At 35.8% G+C, this 17977-nt stretch carries 15 protein-coding genes; 8 read left to right on the forward strand and 7 right to left on the reverse strand.

Annotation, left to right across the window (positions count from 1 at the left end; genetic code table 11):
* Positions 1–196 (reverse strand): hypothetical protein (locus BOQ62_RS23665; protein ID WP_228414388.1); only part of this gene is annotated, 196 nt, incomplete at its 3' end.
* A gap of 422 nt (positions 197–618) precedes the next feature.
* On the opposite strand from BOQ62_RS23665, the gene BOQ62_RS19940 reads away from it, so the two are divergent.
* Positions 619–816 carry a hypothetical protein gene (locus BOQ62_RS19940; protein ID WP_129042136.1) on the forward strand — a complete coding sequence of 66 codons (198 nt, stop codon included), beginning with the start codon at positions 619–621 and terminating at the stop codon, positions 814–816.
* 85 nt (positions 817–901) lie between these two features.
* Here BOQ62_RS19940 and BOQ62_RS19945 read toward each other — a convergent pair whose 3' ends face one another.
* Positions 902–2530: an acyl-CoA carboxylase subunit beta gene (locus BOQ62_RS19945; RefSeq protein ID WP_129042137.1), complete on the reverse strand. Its 1629-nt coding sequence runs from the start codon at positions 2528–2530 to the stop codon at positions 902–904.
* Between the two features lie 284 nt (positions 2531–2814).
* Positions 2815–3336 (reverse strand): GNAT family N-acetyltransferase, encoded by a 522-nt coding sequence (locus BOQ62_RS19950; protein ID WP_129042138.1) that lies wholly within the window; start codon positions 3334–3336, stop codon positions 2815–2817.
* Positions 3337–3515: 179 nt separating this feature from the next.
* On the opposite strand from BOQ62_RS19950, the gene BOQ62_RS19955 reads away from it, so the two are divergent.
* The 4 genes from BOQ62_RS19955 (at position 3516) to BOQ62_RS19970 (ending at position 9177) form a co-directional block, all read left to right on the forward strand.
* Positions 3516–4394: a DMT family transporter gene (locus BOQ62_RS19955; protein ID WP_129042139.1), complete on the forward strand. Its 879-nt coding sequence runs from the start codon at positions 3516–3518 to the stop codon at positions 4392–4394.
* Between the two features lie 13 nt (positions 4395–4407).
* Positions 4408–5490 (forward strand): PorV/PorQ family protein, encoded by a 1083-nt coding sequence (locus BOQ62_RS19960; RefSeq protein ID WP_129042140.1) that lies wholly within the window; start codon positions 4408–4410, stop codon positions 5488–5490.
* A gap of 10 nt (positions 5491–5500) precedes the next feature.
* Positions 5501–6247: a hypothetical protein gene (locus BOQ62_RS19965; protein ID WP_129042141.1), complete on the forward strand. Its 747-nt coding sequence runs from the start codon at positions 5501–5503 to the stop codon at positions 6245–6247.
* A gap of 62 nt (positions 6248–6309) precedes the next feature.
* A complete protein-coding gene (locus BOQ62_RS19970; RefSeq protein ID WP_129042142.1) occupies positions 6310–9177 on the forward strand; it encodes a T9SS type A sorting domain-containing protein in 2868 nt (955 codons plus the stop codon).
* Positions 9178–9602: 425 nt separating this feature from the next.
* On the opposite strand, the gene uvrC is transcribed toward BOQ62_RS19970, so the two are convergent.
* Positions 9603–11396 (reverse strand): excinuclease ABC subunit UvrC, encoded by a 1794-nt coding sequence (gene uvrC, locus BOQ62_RS19975; RefSeq protein ID WP_129042143.1) that lies wholly within the window; start codon positions 11394–11396, stop codon positions 9603–9605.
* 85 nt (positions 11397–11481) lie between these two features.
* A complete protein-coding gene (locus BOQ62_RS19980; protein WP_228414390.1) occupies positions 11482–12237 on the reverse strand; it encodes a hypothetical protein in 756 nt (251 codons plus the stop codon).
* 136 nt (positions 12238–12373) lie between these two features.
* On the opposite strand from BOQ62_RS19980, the gene hutH reads away from it, so the two are divergent.
* The 3 genes from hutH to BOQ62_RS19995 all read left to right on the forward strand — a co-directional run bounded on the left by hutH (position 12374) and on the right by BOQ62_RS19995 (position 16230).
* A complete protein-coding gene (hutH, locus tag BOQ62_RS19985; RefSeq protein WP_129042145.1) occupies positions 12374–13861 on the forward strand; it encodes a histidine ammonia-lyase in 1488 nt (495 codons plus the stop codon).
* 186 nt (positions 13862–14047) lie between these two features.
* On the forward strand, positions 14048–14494 hold the full coding sequence (locus BOQ62_RS19990; RefSeq protein ID WP_129042146.1) for a GNAT family N-acetyltransferase: 447 nt from the start codon (positions 14048–14050) through the stop codon (positions 14492–14494).
* Between the two features lie 230 nt (positions 14495–14724).
* A complete protein-coding gene (locus BOQ62_RS19995) occupies positions 14725–16230 on the forward strand; it encodes a S8 family peptidase (protein WP_228414392.1) in 1506 nt (501 codons plus the stop codon).
* Positions 16231–16309: 79 nt separating this feature from the next.
* Here the strand turns inward: BOQ62_RS19995 and ygiD are convergent, their stop codons facing one another.
* Entirely contained in the window at positions 16310–17137 is an 828-nt protein-coding gene (gene ygiD / locus BOQ62_RS20000) for a 4,5-DOPA dioxygenase extradiol (RefSeq protein ID WP_129042147.1), read from the reverse strand.
* Between the two features lie 79 nt (positions 17138–17216).
* Positions 17217–17729, reverse strand: a complete 513-nt coding sequence (locus tag BOQ62_RS20005; protein ID WP_129042148.1) for a YceI family protein — start codon at positions 17727–17729, stop codon at positions 17217–17219.
* Positions 17730–17977: the final 248 nt, after the last annotated feature.

Below are 17977 nucleotides of genomic sequence, written 5' to 3' on the forward strand. Positions count from 1 at the left end.
CGCCGATGGTACTGCGAAAGCGGGAGAGTAGGCCGCCGCCAGTTTTTATTTTATTTTTAAAAAATCCTTTATCTGATGATAAAGGATTTTTTTTGTTTTGCACCCATCCCAAAACAAAAACAAATCCAAACCATCTTCCATCATCTATTCTTATCCTCCATCCCACATCATTGTCACTCCGTAGGAGTCTAAGCAAAATTCTTCCATACAATTACAATAGCAGAAAGATTACTCATCGTAATTAAAATGCTTCGACTCAGCTCAGCATGACACTGCTAATACCAAGAGCTAAAAAACTTATACATTATTCTGTCATTTTGCATCCTCTAAAGCCTGGATTCCTGCGGAATGACACAAAGGAAACAGGGGGACTATTGTTATAATACTATCCATTCTGTAGGCATGAGGACTTTAAAGTTCCCAATACATCTGCATTGCGAATCCCGGAACTTGTATATCCAAACTCTATAACCCTCGTTGAATTATTCAAATCTCTAAAATCAAACAGGTATCTCTATTTTAATTAAATTTCACTATGTGATGAAAAAATAGTATATTAGAAAAGCGTTATCCGAAAAGCTTAAATAGAGTAGGAAACAAATTAAAACTAAAATAATTATGAAAAATTTAATGAAGATTTCAAGAGAGCGTTTAAAATCACTTAAAGGAAGTGCTGGGCCAGCATGTCTGGAAGAATTGCAGTTTAGAATGTGTTATCCTCCGGGATGGCCTAATGGAATTTGCCTGAGCTACTACCAATGTTGTATGAGATTGGGAGGGCCTATAGAATTTTGTAAAGAAGAATATGGTAAATAGAATGCGTTCTATTTCCAAAAATAAATAAAAAATCGGCTGTCTCAAATTGAGGTAGCCGATTTTGTTTTTCTTATCTATGAATAGATCACACCTGTATTACTCCTAAGTTAAATTTCTCAGTGATAGGAGAGTGATTTGCCGCTTCAATCCCCATAGAGATCCATTTTCTTGTATCTGCTGGATTGATGATTGCATCTGTCCATAATCTTGCAGCTGCATAAGTAGATTCAGTTTGCTTCTGATATTTCTTAGAGATGGTATCCAGAATTTCGTTGTGTTCTTCTTCAGAAATTTCTTTTCCTTGTTTCTTTAAAGTTGATTCCTGAATCTGGGCTAATACTTTTGCAGCCTGTGCTCCACCCATTACAGCCAAATCTGCCCAAGGCCATGCAACAATTAATCTAGGATCATAAGCTTTTCCACACATTGCATAATTTCCCGCTCCATAAGAGTTTCCTGTAATGATAGTAAATTTAGGAACTACAGAATTCGAAACAGCATTTACCATTTTAGCCCCATCTTTGATGATTCCTCCATGTTCTGATTTTGAACCTACCATGAATCCGGTAACATCCTGTAAGAAGATTAAAGGTATCTTTCTTTGGTTACAGTTCGCAATGAATCGGGTAGCTTTATCCGCAGAGTCAGAGTAAATTACTCCTCCAAACTGCATTTCCCCTTTTCCACTTTTAACCAGTTTTCTCTGATTGGCTACAATCCCTACAGACCAACCATCAACTCTTGCTGTTGCGCAGATAATACTTTTACCGTAGTCTGGCTTATATTCATCATATTCGGAGTTATCTACAATACATTTGATAATTTCGTAGGTATCATATTGCTCGGCTCTTGAAACCGGCATAATTCCGAAAATATTTTCAGGGTTTTCTTTGGGGGGGGAGCTTTCTATTCTGTCGAAGCCCGCTTTTTCAGTACTGCCGATAGATTTCATGATGGTTTTGATTCTATTCAAGGCATCTTTATCATCCTTAGCTTTATAATCTGTTACACCAGAAATAGAGCAGTGAGTAGTAGCTCCACCCAGCGTTTCATTATCTATACTTTCTCCGATCGCTGCTTTTACCAAATAACTTCCGGCAAGGAAAATGGAACCTGTTTTATCCACAATCATAGCTTCATCACTCATGATAGGTAGATAGGCTCCTCCAGCTACACAACTGCCCATAACGGCAGAGATCTGGATGATTCCCATAGAGCTCATTTTAGCATTATTTCTGAAAATTCTTCCAAAATGCTCTTTATCCGGGAAAATTTCATCCTGCATAGGAAGATAAACACCTGCAGAATCTACCAGATAAATGATAGGAAGTTTGTTTTCCATAGCAATTTCCTGTGCCCTGAGGTTTTTCTTTCCTGTAATAGGAAACCATGCACCAGCTTTTACAGAAGCATCATTGGCAACAACGATACACTGTCTTCCTGAAACGTAGCCAATAACTACTACAACTCCCCCACTAGGGCAGCCTCCATGTTCGGGGTACATTTCATAGCCTGCAAATGCTCCAATTTCTATGGAATCTGAATCTTTATCGAGAAGATAATCTATTCTTTCTCTTGCTGTCATTTTTCCTTCATCACGAAGCTTTTGAAGCCTCTTCTCACCCCCTCCTTTTTTGATCTCAGTGAGTAAGCGATTTATGTCAGATAATTTTAATCTGTTCTGATCTTCTCGTTTATTGAATTCGATGTCCATAAAATTTTCAATTTTTTACGCTTAAAGATACTATTTTTATGAGGAATATGAATCGGAAGTAAAACAAATGTTTAATTATTTGGTTTTTAGTAAATTGTGAAATTTTTAACTAAAAAATATTTTCAAATAATTTATATTTTTTCTAACTTTACATAAGAGTAATGGAGGGTGATAACCTCTGAAAATTACTCTGTTCCTAGTTTATTTTTTTAATAGTTTATTATTTGAAGGCCCTGAAAGTTTAATACATTTTCAGGGTTTTTTTAATGATCAACCTGTAAACGCTAGTAATATTTTCTATATTCTACAATATTGAGATCGGTGGTGTCATTTTTATATTTTTTGTATTTTTTTACAGGAATGAAGCCAAGTTTTTCCGGAATTCTTTTGCTGGCTATATTTTCTTCATCCACAGGATATAAAATATAGTTAAAAGTAAAATTATTTTCCAGGAATTCAATAAGAGTTGTTATGATTTCGGTTCCTAATCCTTTTCCTTGAGAGTTCTTTTTTAACCATAGCCCAAGCTCAACAGATTCCTCTGTTATATTATGGATGCCGCAACAACCCACAAAACCTTTATCGGAATCCAGAGCCACCATTACCAGATCTGTATTTTGTGACAAAGTTCTTTTTGATTCGTCCACAAAGCTGATTATATCCTTCCTGTTGCCTTGTGGGTTAAAAGGCATATATCTGGTGACATCATTTGTGAAATGCTCCACAATATCATCTATATGTAAGTCTTGTACAGGCTGTAAGGTTAAATGTTCTGTTCTGATTTCAATATTTGGAGTCAATCTCATGTGTATTTTTTGATCTTTTGGTCTTTTTATTAAATTAATAGAAAAGGTTTTAAACTGGAGGGAAAACTATTAAAAGTTTTATTTTATCATCCTTTTATTAACACAAATTTATGTTTTTTGTAAGATTTATAAAAGCGTATTTGTAAATTTGCACGTTTAAAATTCAAAGCAGATAGGTTATGCATAAATTGGCACTTTTCAGGTTGCACTTAATAGTATTTTTGTGGGGGTTCACTGCAATTTTGGGAAAATTGATTCAGGCCAATGCACAGATTCTGGTATTTTACAGAATGCTGTTTGCATCCATTTTTCTTTTTGTATTCATTAGAGTTTTTAAAAAGGAAAGTATAAAGGTTTCTAAAAAAATATTCTTTCAGCTGGCAGCAATTGGTTTTGCGATGGCGCTCCATTGGTATTGCTTTTTTTATTCCATTAAAGTTTCCAATGTTTCTATTGCGCTAAGCTGTCTTTCTTTATCTACTCTTTTTGCCTCAATTCTGGAGCCTATCATTTTCAAAAGGAAGATTGATATATCGGAAGTAGTAATGGGAACCGTTATCGTGGTCTGTATACTTTTGATCTTTAAAACAGAATTTCATTTTAAAGAAGGTATTATTTATGGAATCCTGTGTGCTGTATTTGGAACTATTTTTTCTGTTTTTAATGGAAAAATGTTTGGTAAAACGAGTTCAGGAAACATTATTTTTTATGAAATTTTCTGTGGATGGTTTATTTTAATGTTATTTTATCTGTTTTCTGGTCAAATTTTTCAGATGAATGAAATAAACTACAGGGATCTGGCGTTAATATGCTTGTTAGCAAGTGTTTTTACCGCTTTTCCAATGTTGGAATCAGTGAATTTAATGAAGTATATATCACCCTTTACTTTAATTTTAACAGTTAATTTAGAACCAGTCTACGGAATTATACTAGCTTTTTTTATCTTTGGGGAATCAGAACATATGAGCCCTATATTTTATATCGCTTCAGGTGTTATGATACTGGCAATCATTGCAAATGGATTAATAAAAGCCAGAAAAACTAAAAACTTAAACTAAGCATCAAATTTATATGATGAAAAAATATTTTTTACTTGCATTTTCACTGTTGTTTGGGCTGTCTCAATCTCAGATTATCAGGAAATATTCCAATGAATTTTTAAATATCGGAGCCGGAGCAAGAGGTCTTGCAATGGGAGGAGCAGTAATCACCAATCAGGATGACGTATATTCTCCTATGTGGAACCCTGCAGGTTTGATGTCCGTTGAAAGAGACTGGCAGGGGGCAGCAATGCACGCAGAATACTTCGAGTCTATTGCAAAGTATGACTATCTGGCGTACGCAAAAGTATTGGAAGAAGGTGTTTTTGGTGTTTCCGTAGTAAGACTTGGAGTTGATAATATTTTGAATACCACTCAAATGATTGACTCTGAAGGGAATATCGATTATGATAAAATCACAAAATTCTCCCAATCCGATTATGCTGCTATCCTTTCTTATGCTTTCAGACCCGGAGGAAATCCTAAACTGGATGTAGGGGTGAACGCTAAAATTGTTTACAGGAATGTAGGTAAATTTGCAAATGGCTATGGCTTTGGTTTTGATGTTGGGGCTATTTATAAAGCAGATAACGGATGGAAATTCGGGGGAATGGTGAGAGATATTACCACTACCGTAAACTTCTGGACAATCAATCAGAAAGAACTTTCGACTGTTGTAAACGGGGAAGAATTTAACCCGGCTCCAAAAGACAAACTGGAACTTACAATGCCTAAGCTGAATGTAGGTGCCAGTAAATTATTTGAAATTAATAGCAGTGTGTATGTACTGCCGGAAGCAGGTATCAATGTAGATTTTGCTAAAACCGCTTCATTGATTTCCACAGATTTTGCCAGTATCAGTCCTTATGTAGGAGCTGAATTGGGGTATCAGAAGATGATTTTTGTGAGATTAGGGATCAACAGATTTCAATCCATTACAGATATAGAAGATCTTAAAAGAAAAGTTTCTTTCCAGCCAAGTGCAGGTCTTGGGATTAGATATAGAGGGCTTACACTGGATTATGCAATTACGAATTCAGGGATTGGCGGATCTAATTTCTATTCTAATTTCTTCTCATTGAAACTGGATATGGGTGCTTTCAGAAACGATTAAAATAATTAAAATGAAAAAGGTATCAACGCTGGTGTTGGCAATCTGCTCAACAATGGTTTTTGCACAGAAAGTTTCAGACTACAAATATGTTGCAGTTCCTGAAAAATTTGAAACATTTAAGGAAGATTATAGCTTAAAAGACCTTTTCAGTAAAGCTATGGCAGGGAAGAAATATATAGCACTTCCTATTATTAAAGATAATTGGCCTGCAGACGCTAAAAATAACTATTGTAATGTGGTTACAGTTGATATTTTAAAAGATAAAAGCTTATTCAAAAATAAACTGACCGTTCAGTTTAAAGACTGTAATAATAAAATGATTTTGGAGTCCAAAGGAAGTTCAAATATCAAAGATTTTGAAGAAGGCTTTCATGATGCTTTGAAACAAGCGTTAATAACAATTCCCATATCAAATCCTGTATCATTATTACCTGCAGCTACTAATGTTATAACTACATCAACCCAGAGTTCCTCTCCTGAACCTGTAAAATCTGCAGCAACTTCTGAGTCTAGCAATTTCTCGAACGGGAAACTGGATCTTCAGAAAATACAGATTGATCCTAGTCAGTTTATTTTGGCTAAGTCTGGCAGCTCTGTTCCGTTTGGAGTTTTCAAATCAACTTCTAAGGATTCTGTTTTCATTGTGAAACTGGCTGATGGAAATATGACCATTGGGTATTTTGAAAATGGAAACATTGTAATTGATATTCCGCAGACAGACGGAAAATATACCAAAGAAATCTTTACAGCTAAATAACCAAAAAACTAAAAAAATATCCTTAATTCATTTCTATGAGTTAAGGATAAATTCTTATCATAATGAGAAAAATCTATATTTCGATACTGACAGCAATGTCAGTATTTTCGAGTGCACAAAATGTTTTGAACACCAAATTACAGGAATTCAATTTCGGCGGTTCGAGTGATCCCAGCCATTTTATCAAATTCAATGATCGCATCATCTTTCCGGCAACAAGATTTACTGAAGAAGGAAGAGAGCTATGGAGTTTTGATCCTGCTACCCAAAAATCAACTTTATTGAAGGATATCTTTCCGGCATACAGTGTAGGGCTGTCAGGAAATCCTAATTTTATGAAGCTGAATAATAAAATATATTTTATTGCTGTTCAGAGCAACAGTTCCTCAAACAATCAACTTTGGGTAACTGATGGCACAACAGCCGGAACTTCAAAAGTAAAAGATCTGAATTTTGAGTTTGCTGTAGAAACAGCCACAGCAGCCGGAAATAATATTTTCTTTTATCACCATAATGAACTTTGGGTTTACAATATAACGACAGACAATCTGCAGCTCCTGAAAACATTTCAGTATTCTTCCGGAAACATGAATATGTATGTCATGAATGATACACTGTTTATTGCTGCAAATGATGGCTTACACGGAAAAGAAATATGGAAATCGGATGGAACTATTGCAGGAACAGTTATTTTAAAGGATATCGTTCCTAATACATCTGGAAGTATCAATGGAGATTTCAAAGCATTGGCTTTTAATAATAAGCTTTATTTCGTTGTTAATTTAGGGACAGGAACCGTAGGGTATGAGTTATATGAGACAGATGGAACAGAGGCAGGAACGGTATCAATAAAATCCATAGGTAATCCTTTATTTGATGGAGCAGCTACAGGCAGTTATTTCGTTTTTACAGGATTTGATGCTGCCAATGGTTATGAGCCGTGGGTTTCTGATGGAACGGCAGCCGGAACTCATTTGTTAAAAAATCTTACGCCTGGAGCAACAAGTTCTATGGCAATGAAAAAATTTGCAAAGCTTAACAATAAAATATATTTTGAAAGCGGGGCTAATGGAGTTAACTCTGCATATGGCAATTTTATCTGGGAAACCGATGGTACAGAAGCAGGAACAGTTCTGTTCAATACCCATGCGGATGCTTTGATGTATGGGACAAGTTCAGATGGCAAGCATTTGATTCTTACGATGGCCAATTACGGAAACAGATATTGGGTAACGAATGGAAATTCTTCTCAGAGTTTTGAGATTACAGGACTGGGAATGCCTTATAATAATAGCTTTATAGACCTGAATTCTAAGATTTACCTTACAGGAAATACCCCAAAATATGGAACAGAAGTATTTTCAGTAAATCCGCTTACACAGGAAATTGTATTAGAATCTGATATCAATAGGGTTGAAAGTTCTAATCCTCATGCCTACCAGCCTTTGAATAATGATCTTATTTTTATTGCTGCAGACAGACAGTACAACAACCAGATTTATAAAAGAAATAAAAATACACAACAGATAGAAAGACTCTCTAACTTTGGGGGGAACTCATTTGTTGGAATGTATACAGAAGCTAATGATAATTTCATTAAAGTTGGAAACTATCTTTATACCGCTGAAGGAGCTTACAGAACAGACGGAACAATAGCTAATACCACAAAAATTTCATCTCCGGATATTTCCAGTAGAGTAATATATACCAGTTTGAATGATAATACCTTGCTTTTTGCAGGATATAACAATCTGGTAGGAACAGAACTTTGGAAAGTGGATAATACATCTAATGCCGTTACTTTGGTAAAGGATATTTCTGCTGATAATATGGGAAGTCTTTATACTGTAGATTCTAAAACAGCCGTATTGAATGGCTTTGCTTATTTTATTGCAAAAGAAAACGGGAAGTTAGGAATCTGGAAAACAGATGCTACTGAAGCCAATACTTTAAAGACAATCCAGTTCTCTTATCAGGATGGAACAGATGGTGATATAAAGGTACTAAATGCTTTTAACAATAAATTGTTTTTTACAAAACAGCAAGAAAATACATCAAGTAATTATAGTACCGGGCAAAACGAACTTTGGGCTTCAAATGGAGATCAGGCATCCGCTGTATTATTAAAATCTTACGCTGTACCTTATGGCTCTTCCAGTATTTCAAGAGAAACAGCAATACTTAATGATAAACTGTTTTACATTACTTCCGGATATCCTTCTCCAGCACTGAACTCTACAGACGGAACGGCTGCCGGAACAGAAGAAATTTTATCAGGAAATTTTTATGGAGACGTTAAGTTTAAAAAATGCGGAAATCAGTTATTTTTCACCAATAATAACAGTACACAGCTTTGGAAAACAGATGGTACTGCTAATGGAACTTCCAAACTATCCCAAAACTTTTCTTCCGTAAAAGATATGATGTGTACCAACAATTATCTTTATTTCCTGAATGGAGATTCCCAGAAAGTATGGAAAAGTGACGGAGCATCTGTATCTCCTTTAGATATCTTTGTTACCAACGACGATAATCAACTGCTTGCTAATGAAAATATTCAGAAAATAGGAACAGATGGTGAAAAACTGTATCTGACAATTTCTACAAAAGAACATGGAAGTGAGCTGTATGAAACAACAGATCCACTACCGGTTTATCTAGCAACTAGTGAAACCCCTAAGACCGTAAATAAAAACGGAAATATAGATCTGCAGATTTATCCTAACCCTGTTTCAGAGTATTTTTCTATTAAATTGAAAGATAGCTACCAGGTGGAAACAGTTAAGATTTTCGACACTTCCGGGAAATTAGTGAAAAATATAACTTACAATAATGAGAATATTAATGTTGCAGAACTTGCATCTGGAATATATTTCGTTAAGATAAAAACAAGTAAAGGAGATTATCTCGGTAAGATTATAAAGAAATAATAAATATAAAAGGCTCTTGAAAAAAGAGCCTTTTATAGTATATATGTTGATGTGTTTTTCATAGTTTTAAAAATTTGAAAAGATATTTATGGTGTGATTTTAATAAAAAAAGTGGTCATGCGGTTTTTATAAAATCACTTAATATTCTATATGGATAAATATAATGTGTGAAAAACTTATAAAATTTGAATAATTTACATAGTATTATTGGTGTTAGTTGACAATACTAATTTATGAAAAAAATATAAATAATACTATTATTTGATAAAATATTTATCAAAATATGAGTTTCTTTATTGTATTTCCTTTTACTTTGAAAAATTGTTGATTTTTTATCCCATTCTGATGAAATAGGAAATGATGTTGGTATCCTATGAAAAGTACATTTTGGTTATGAAAATGTAACGGCTTATACCACAAAGGAATTAATCAGCATTAAAAAACTCCCAAATCACTTTAGCCTTACTTTTCCCTAAAATTTCTTCCAAAGTCTCCAGATTGGCTTCTTTGATACGTTTTACAGACTTTAATTTGGATAAAAGAAGTTCAATAGTCTTCTCTCCAACCCCCGGAATTTCTTCCAGCTCAGATTTTATAGTAGAATTTTTCCTTCTGGTTCTGTGATGCTTTACCCCAAATCGGTGAGCTTCATCACGCACGCGCTGAAGAATTTTCAATGTTTCTGACTTTTTATCCAGATATAACGGAATAGGATCCTCCGGAAAGAAAATTTCTTCCAGCCTTTTAGCAATTCCCACAATGGTAATTTTTCCATAAAGTCCCAATAGTCTAAGACTTTTTACGGCTGAAGACAGCTGTCCTTTCCCCCCGTCTATCAGAATAAGCTGTGGAAGACTTTCTCCCTCATCAAGCATTCTTTTATAACGGCGGTAGATAACCTCTTCCATCGTCGCAAAATCGTTAGGTCCTTCTACGGTTTTAGGATGGAAAATTCTGTAATCTGCTTTGCTTGGTTTGCCATCTTTGAAAACAACACACGCAGATACCGGATTGGTTCCCTGAATGTTTGAGTTATCAAAACCTTCAATATGTCTTGGTTCTACGGGCATTCTCAGAAGTTTCTGCATCTCGGCCATGATCCTGTTGGTATGCCTTTCAGGATCTACAATCTGAACCTGTTTCAGCTTTTCCAGACGATATTCTTTAGCATTCTTTTCAGAAAGCTCTACAATTCTTTTTTTATCTCCTACTTTAGGTACAATCAGCTTTACATTAGGAATTTCTACAGACAGATGAAATGGTAAAAGGACTTCTTTAGAATCTGAAGAGAATTTTTGACGAATCTCAATCAAAGCTTCCTCCATAATGTCTTCATCCGTTTCCTCAAGAATTTTTTTGATCTCCGTAGTAAAACTCTGGATGATATTTCCGTTTCTGATTTTGAAAAAGTTGACATAGGCTGCCGTTTCATCACTGGTCATCCCGAAAACATCCACATCATCAATATTGGGATTGACTACCGTATTTTTAGCCTGATAATCTTCCAGAATATCCAGTCTTTCCTTAATGATCTGTGCCTCTTCAAACTGAAGATTGGAAGCCATTTTCATCATCTGATTCACCAGGTAATCTTTAGCTTTCCGGAAATCCCCTTTGATGATCCCACGAATGGCATCTACCTTTTCATCATAATCTTCCTTACTTTCAAGGTCCTCACACGGGCCTTCACAGTTTTTGATATGATATTCCAGGCATACTTTATACTTTCCGTCTGCTATTTTGGAAGGTGAAAGATTCAGATTACAGGTTCTGAGCTTATAAATATGTTTGATCGTATCCAGTAAGATCTTTGCGGGACGTACTTTTGCGTAAGGACCATAATATTCTGATCCGTCTTTAATCACATTTCTCGTCAGGAAAATTCTTGGAAAATCTTCATTTTTGATGCAAATCCATGGATAGGTTTTATCATCCTTCAGCATGACATTGTAAAAAGGCTGATGTTCTTTGATCAGATTATTTTCCAATAAAAGTGCATCATATTCGCTGTTTACAATGGTTGTTTCCAGTCTTTGGATTTTACCGACCATTATTTTGATCCTGTATCCGGAAAGATTTTTGTTGAAATAGGAGAGAACCCTCTTTTTCAGATTTTTAGCTTTCCCAACATACAAAAGCTGTTCGTTTTTATCATAATAACGATAAACGCCTGGTTCGGATGGTAAGGTTTTGAGCTGTAGTTCTAAAGAAGGATTCATACAACAAAATTAAGGAAACTTTCCCTATTTAAAAAAGAAAAACCTGCAGATGATTCTACAGGTTCCGGTATTTTGATTGAACATTTTATCCGTGGTTCATTTCAGTATATTGGTAGATGAGAAAGCTTAAATAATTCCATTCTACAGAACTTTTTGGATATTTTTTCATGAATTCGGGGTTGTCTCCAAATAAAAAGTCATAGTTGTCTTCAAAATCATCTTTGTGAAGCCACATTACCTTATTGCCTTTTCTTACATAATAAGACTTGATAACGCCACCACCAAACGCGGGTGCACCTGCAAAACCTGTTGTCGCTGTTTCTGAAGCAAACGGATCATGATAAACGGTAATAAGCTCATTAAACTCAGGATTGATAACCTGCATTAAAAAAGCTCTGGGTTCTTTTTTGTTTTTCAAAGAAACAATCTGATTTTCGTACGGAACAGCATCATCGGTCACCGATTTACCATACTTTTTGGTGCTGTAATTTCTCATGTTTGAAATAAATTTCGCAGCTTTCATAGATTTTTCAGTCTCTGTAGGATATAAATACATTTCAGCAATATCCGCAGCCGTAAATTTCATAGGTTTTTTTGTATCTATATCTTCGATTGTGATAGAAAGAATCTGTCCTTTCTGTCTTTCCCAAGATTTGCTGTAGCCCTGATGTTCCGTATTATCCTTTAAAATAATGGTAGAAACTTTTTTATCTGTTGCCGTATTGAAACCTTCGTTAAACAGATAACGGTTCATTTCTTTTCTTTCTTCCTTGGAATATTTTACTTTTTGCGCAAAAGTAGTAGTACCTGCAACGCATAAAGCAAGCAGTAGAGTTTTCATTCTCATGTATATTGGTTTTAATTTTCGGGGCTAAAAGTAATAAATTAATTCACTCCTTTTTATAAAAATCTATAAGATTGAAATTTAGTTTTTCCAATTATTGTTAAATGCGTAATTTTAAGAAAATTTTTTAGAAATGATATACGGAGTAGATGTTTTTACTTTCCATGATGTTCTGGAAATATGTAAAAAACCTAATAAAGCCAAGCTGAACAAAGCCGCAAAAGAACAAATCTTAAAATCTCAGAAAAACGTACAGAAGATAGTAGAGTCCGACAGATGTGTATATGGAATCAATACAGGATTCGGGCCATTATGTGATACCAAAATATCAGCTGACGAAACCGCTCAGTTACAATATAATCTGATTATTTCTCATGCAGTAGGTGTAGGGAAGCCAATTGATAAAGAACTTTCCAAGATCATGATGATTGCCAAAGTACATGCTCTTTCGAAAGGATTTTCCGGAGTTTCTCTGGACGTTATTGAAAGATTGATCCTGATGCTGGAAAAAAACATCATCCCGGTAGTTCCTGAACAGGGATCTGTAGGAGCTTCAGGAGATCTTGCCCCACTGGCACATTTAGTATTGCCTTTGCTTGGTTTAGGACAGGTTTGGGAAGGAGATCAGGTTTCCGAAACAATGGATGTTCTGAAAAAACATGATCTTGAGCCATTGGCTTTAGGACCAAAGGAAGGATTGGGATTGATCAACGGAACTCAGTTTATCCTTGCCCATGCCATCAAAGGACTTGAAAAATTTGAATATTTATTAGATCTTGCAGACATGACGGCTGCAATGAGTATCGAAGCATACAGAGGTTCTGAAAGCCCTTTCAAAAAAGAGCTTCATGAGATCAGACCTTTTGAAGGCAGTAAAAAAGTAGCCGCCAGAATGGTTAAATTCCTGAAAGGATCACAAAATATGAAAGCTCACGAAGATTGTGAGAGAGTTCAGGATCCTTACTCCATGAGATGTGTACCACAGGTTCACGGAGCCAGCAGAAATGCTTTTGAACATCTTAAAGGTATGGCAGAAACAGAACTGAACTCTGTAACAGATAACCCGATCGTACTAAGTGCTGAAGAATCTATCTCTGGTGGAAACTTCCACGGACAGCTGATGGCATTGCCTTTAGACTATGCTACATTAGCTGCTGCAGAATTAGGGAATATTTCAGACAGAAGAAGTTATCTGTTGCTGGAAGGGAAATACGGACTTCCAAGATTATTGACGGAAAGCTCAGGATTGAATTCAGGATTTATGATTCCTCAGTATACTTCAGCTGCTTTGGTGACAGAGAATAAAACATTATGTTTCCCTGCATCAGCAGACTCCATTCCTACAAGTTTAGGACAGGAGGACCACGTTTCTATGGGAAGTATTTCAGGAAGAAAATTCAATCAGGTTCTTGGAAATCTTGTGAATATACTGTCTGTTGAGTTGATGTTTGCTGCTCAGGGGCTGGAATTCAGAAGACCTGCGAAATGCTCTAAAGTAATTGAAGAGAACTTTACGATTCTTCGTTCTAAAGTTGCCAAGCTTGAAGACGACAGACTGATCGGTAAAGATATGCTGGCCATTGCAGAATTGATTAACGAAAGAAAATTTGTTGTCAACTAATTTAAAATAGAACAAAGGCTTCCGAAAGGAAGCTTTTTTGTTTCCACAAATCTTTAAATCCTTCAATTTTTACTATTTAAATTAAATACATAATGGGCTTAAACCTTATAGGTTTCAAAAACCTATAAGGTTTGACTATATTCACACCAATTTTAAATCCTTCAATTTTTAAATTAATTAGAAATAATGAATATCCTCAGAACAGATTCCTCCAACACAGATTTTCAAAACCTTGTAAAATCCCTTGATGCTACTTTGTCTGAGCATAATGGAGAAAATGATGATTTCTTTGCTCAGTTCAATACCATTGACACTATCAAAAACTGTTTAGTAGCTTACATAAATGATATTCCTGCAGCCTGTGGGGCATTCAAACCGTTTTCAGAAGATACCGTAGAAATAAAAAGAATGTTTACAAATCCGGAATTCAGAAAGAAAGGATTAGGATCAGCCATTGTAAAAGAATTGGAAAACTGGGCAGGAGAGTTGAATTTTAAAAAAGCAGTATTGGAAACCTCCAAAGATTTAAAAAGTGCAATCTCAGTATATGAAAGAAACGGATTTTACAGAATTCCCAATTATGGACAATACATCGGTGTAGAGCAAAGTGTCTGCTATGAAAAAGAATTATAGATTTTAAAAACGAAAATAAATTCCAGTAATTTATCAAAAGTGATTTTCTCACTCCAAAAATATTACAACCGAAGCAGTGAGAATTCCCCTCCTTTGGAGGGGTGGCGAAAATTCAAAGAATTTTTGACGGGGTGGTAATAGCTATCTGTTTTCCAATATGTTAATTTAATATTCATGTAATGGTAAATTCATTTTTTTAAAGTTTGTAATTCCCGTTAAAGTGTTATATTGTGGCTCCAACCAAAATTATAACATATGAAAAAACTGTATTCCTACTGGCAATATTTTTTGCTTTAAACTCGTGTTCCAGAGAAGAACTTCAGAACGAAAATGTAAAAACAGAAATGGCTCAGAAAGATCCACTGACTGCCAGGCAGATCAACGAAAGGATCAATCAGGCGATTAAAACGGATGGCACTTTCAATTGGAAGAATGAATCCGATCATTTTGTATGGAGTGCTATTTTCCGTGGAAACAAAATGGTATCTATCGGTTTTGGAACTTCTAAAGATGATTTCGACAGAAGCAAATCTCCAAACAGCAGTGATATGGAAAAAGAAGTTCTTTCCGTCATCAGAAAATATGAAGAAAAAGATGAAAGAAATTTCCTTCTCCTTTCAGATCAGTATCTTAATCAGATGGATGTTGTGATTGAAAAAGAAGAAACCATTGCCGCTCTTCGACAAATGAAAAACATCCGATACGTAGAGCCGGCAGACTATCATTATTTTGAATTTGAAGCTCAATACAATGCAGCAGCAAAATCTTCAGGAAGTGGTTCATCAGGGTGCGGGTTTTCTTCAGCAACATTAAATGCCGCAGATTATACGTCTACAACACCAAGTGCAAAAATTCCATGGGCTTTCGCAAAACATAATATCCCTGATGCATGGAGCTACAGCACAGGAGCAGGTGTTACCATAGGACTTATTGATACAGGTGTTTCTCCTGAACAGACTTTATTGGGAGGAAGTTTTAATAACGGAGCTTCTTCAGGAAGAACTATCAGTAAATTCGGGGTGTATAATTCAGACGGATCCGGAGATCAGTGCGGACACGGTACCAAAATGGCTTCTGTAATGGCCGCTCCGAGAAATACTTCAGGATTACCGGTGGGAGTAGCTTATAACGCCAATCTGATTGCTTACAGAGCAGCAGAAAATGTCGTATTGGAAACTTCCAGTGAGCAGACCGCTGTAAAAACAGCATTTACAGACCTGGGTAACAATACCAGTGTGAAGATCATCTCTATGTCTATGGGGCATATCTTCTCTGTTGGAAAAATTGAAGACGGCGTTAAATATGCCTATTCTAAAGGAAAACTGATTTTCTGTGCCGGAGGAACTTCTACCAGCTTCACCAATTTTGTAGGGGTTATTTTCCCTGCATCCATGTCAGAAACTCAGGCGATCACAGGGGTAAAAGAGAATACATCCAACCAAAAATGTGATGTTTGCCACTCCGGAAGCCAGATCGACTTTACCTTTCAGATGGAGAGACCTTCAGGAAATACGGTTCCTGTATTGAGCTATTATAACGGACAAGCTGATTATGTAGGAGGTTCTTCAGTAGCCACTGCAGCTACGGCAGGAATTGCTGCTTTGGTTTGGGCTAAAAATCCATCATGGACGAGAGAGCAGGTACTTAATAAAATGAGACAGTCTGCGACTTATTATCCTAATGTAAATTCAAGCTATGGCTACGGAAACATCAATGTTTTGAAAGCAGTACAATAAATAATCATTTCATAAAAAGAAAAGGAAATATCTCAACTGAGGTATTTCCTTTTTTATTGTTACTATAACGAATAACAGATTATCCAATTCTTACACTCGTCATACTCAATGATCCACCGATAAGTTCATCATTGAATAAAGTAAGTTCTTCAGACTGATCTTTCAGCCCTAACGTATACAATAAAGGCAGATAATGATCAGGAGTAGGAACAGCATACTGTAAGAAAGTTCCCTGTTTCTGATAATCAATAATATTCTGAAAATTACCGTCAAGAAGCCAGTTGTTGGTTTTCTCCCGGGCTTCCACTGCCCAGTCCCAGCCGGCTCCCACCGTATTTATATTTTTCCAGTCGATAAGACGGAGATTATGCACAATATTTCCACTTCCAATAATCAGAATACCTTTTTCACGAAGCTTATTCAGCCTTTTGGCAAGGTCGTAATGGTACTGTGGAGGTTTTGTATGGTCAATGCTCAGTTGGATTACCGGAATATCTGCATCAGGATACATATGTTTGATAACAGACCATGCACCATGGTCCAGCCCCCAGCTGTGGTCTTTTTCCACATCTACAGGAAGAAGCAGTTCTGCAGTTTCTCTGGCGAGTTCAGGACTTCCCGGAGCAGGATACTGCACATCAAAAAGAGCTTTTGGAAAACCATAAAAATCATGAATGGTTTTGGGCATATCCATAGCGGTTACAAAAGTTCCGGCTGTATACCAGTGGGCAGAAACACAAAGAATTGCATTGGGTTTCGGAATTTCTGTGGCTGCTTTCCGGAAACCCTGCACAAATTGATTCTCTTCAATGGCATTCATTGGTGAGCCATGTCCAAGAAATAAAACAGGCATTCTCTGTGTGCTTTTAAAACCGTCGCTTATGTTTTGAAGATCGTTGAGGTTCATAAATATTGAAGATTATAAAAAAATAAAAGGTTCAAGGCTTTTAGAAAATCCCTGAACCTTTTGTAATATATGTTATTTACTATGCCTGTTTTACAAACTGTAATTCACCAGCTACTTTTACATCATCACTCACCATTACACCTCCTGCTTCAAGAGCGGCATTCCAGTTTAATCCAAAGTCTTTTCTGCTGATTTTTCCTTCAAAAGAGAAACCTGCTTTTGTATTTCCCCATGGGTCTACGTTGATTCCTCCGAAGTCTACATCAAGCGTTACAGGTTTTGTAATTCCGTTGATGGTAAGATTTCCAACAATAGAATTGTTTAATGCCTGAGATTCAAAAGTGATGGTAGGATGTACTTCAGCATTGAAGAACTCTGCAGATTTTAAGTGGTTATCTCTGTCTGTATTGTTGGTGAACACAGAATCTGTCTGGATAGTCGCAGTAGTTTTTGCATTTGCAAAGAATTCGTCTTCAGATTCAATTTCAGCATTGAAAGTTCTGAAGCTTCCTTTTACGTTAGAGATCATCATGTGTTTTACTTTGAAAGTAATTTCACTATGCGTAGGGTCTAAAATCCATTTTGTTGCCATTGTATTTTGTATTTTTTGTTTGTTATTAATGATGCAAATTTAGGATAGAGAGCATATACAAGTCATTGATATAGGATAAGAAATGAGATTTTTTTGTCAATGGTCAATTTTGCTTCGCAAGTGAATGGTGAATTTATTTCAATATCAAATTGACAAGCGTAGCGGATTGACTATTCCCAATTGACTCACTTATATCAATGGTCAATTTTGCTTCGCAATGAATGGTGACTTATTCAACATCAAATGAC

This window comes from Chryseobacterium sp. CH21 (assembly GCF_004119445.1).
In the GTDB taxonomy this organism is placed as follows: Bacteria; Bacteroidota; Bacteroidia; order Flavobacteriales; family Weeksellaceae; genus Chryseobacterium.

Coding starts and splice junctions, on each gene's coding strand:
- BOQ62_RS19955 (WP_129042139.1), top strand. CDS start 3,516: ATGCATAAATTGGCACTTTTCAGGTTGCACTTAATAGTATTTTTGTGG.
- BOQ62_RS19940 (WP_129042136.1), top strand. CDS start 619: ATGAAAAATTTAATGAAGATTTCAAGAGAGCGTTTAAAATCACTTAAA.
- BOQ62_RS19980 (WP_228414390.1), bottom strand. CDS start 12,237: ATGAAAACTCTACTGCTTGCTTTATGCGTTGCAGGTACTACTACTTTT.
- BOQ62_RS19970 (WP_129042142.1), top strand. CDS start 6,310: ATGAGAAAAATCTATATTTCGATACTGACAGCAATGTCAGTATTTTCG.
- hutH (WP_129042145.1), top strand. CDS start 12,374: ATGATATACGGAGTAGATGTTTTTACTTTCCATGATGTTCTGGAAATA.
- ygiD (WP_129042147.1), bottom strand. CDS start 17,137: ATGAACCTCAACGATCTTCAAAACATAAGCGACGGTTTTAAAAGCACA.
- BOQ62_RS19960 (WP_129042140.1), top strand. CDS start 4,408: ATGATGAAAAAATATTTTTTACTTGCATTTTCACTGTTGTTTGGGCTG.
- BOQ62_RS19990 (WP_129042146.1), top strand. CDS start 14,048: ATGAATATCCTCAGAACAGATTCCTCCAACACAGATTTTCAAAACCTT.
- BOQ62_RS19950 (WP_129042138.1), bottom strand. CDS start 3,336: ATGAGATTGACTCCAAATATTGAAATCAGAACAGAACATTTAACCTTA.
- BOQ62_RS20005 (WP_129042148.1), bottom strand. CDS start 17,729: ATGGCAACAAAATGGATTTTAGACCCTACGCATAGTGAAATTACTTTC.
- BOQ62_RS19965 (WP_129042141.1), top strand. CDS start 5,501: ATGAAAAAGGTATCAACGCTGGTGTTGGCAATCTGCTCAACAATGGTT.
- BOQ62_RS19945 (WP_129042137.1), bottom strand. CDS start 2,530: ATGGACATCGAATTCAATAAACGAGAAGATCAGAACAGATTAAAATTA.
- uvrC (WP_129042143.1), bottom strand. CDS start 11,396: ATGAATCCTTCTTTAGAACTACAGCTCAAAACCTTACCATCCGAACCA.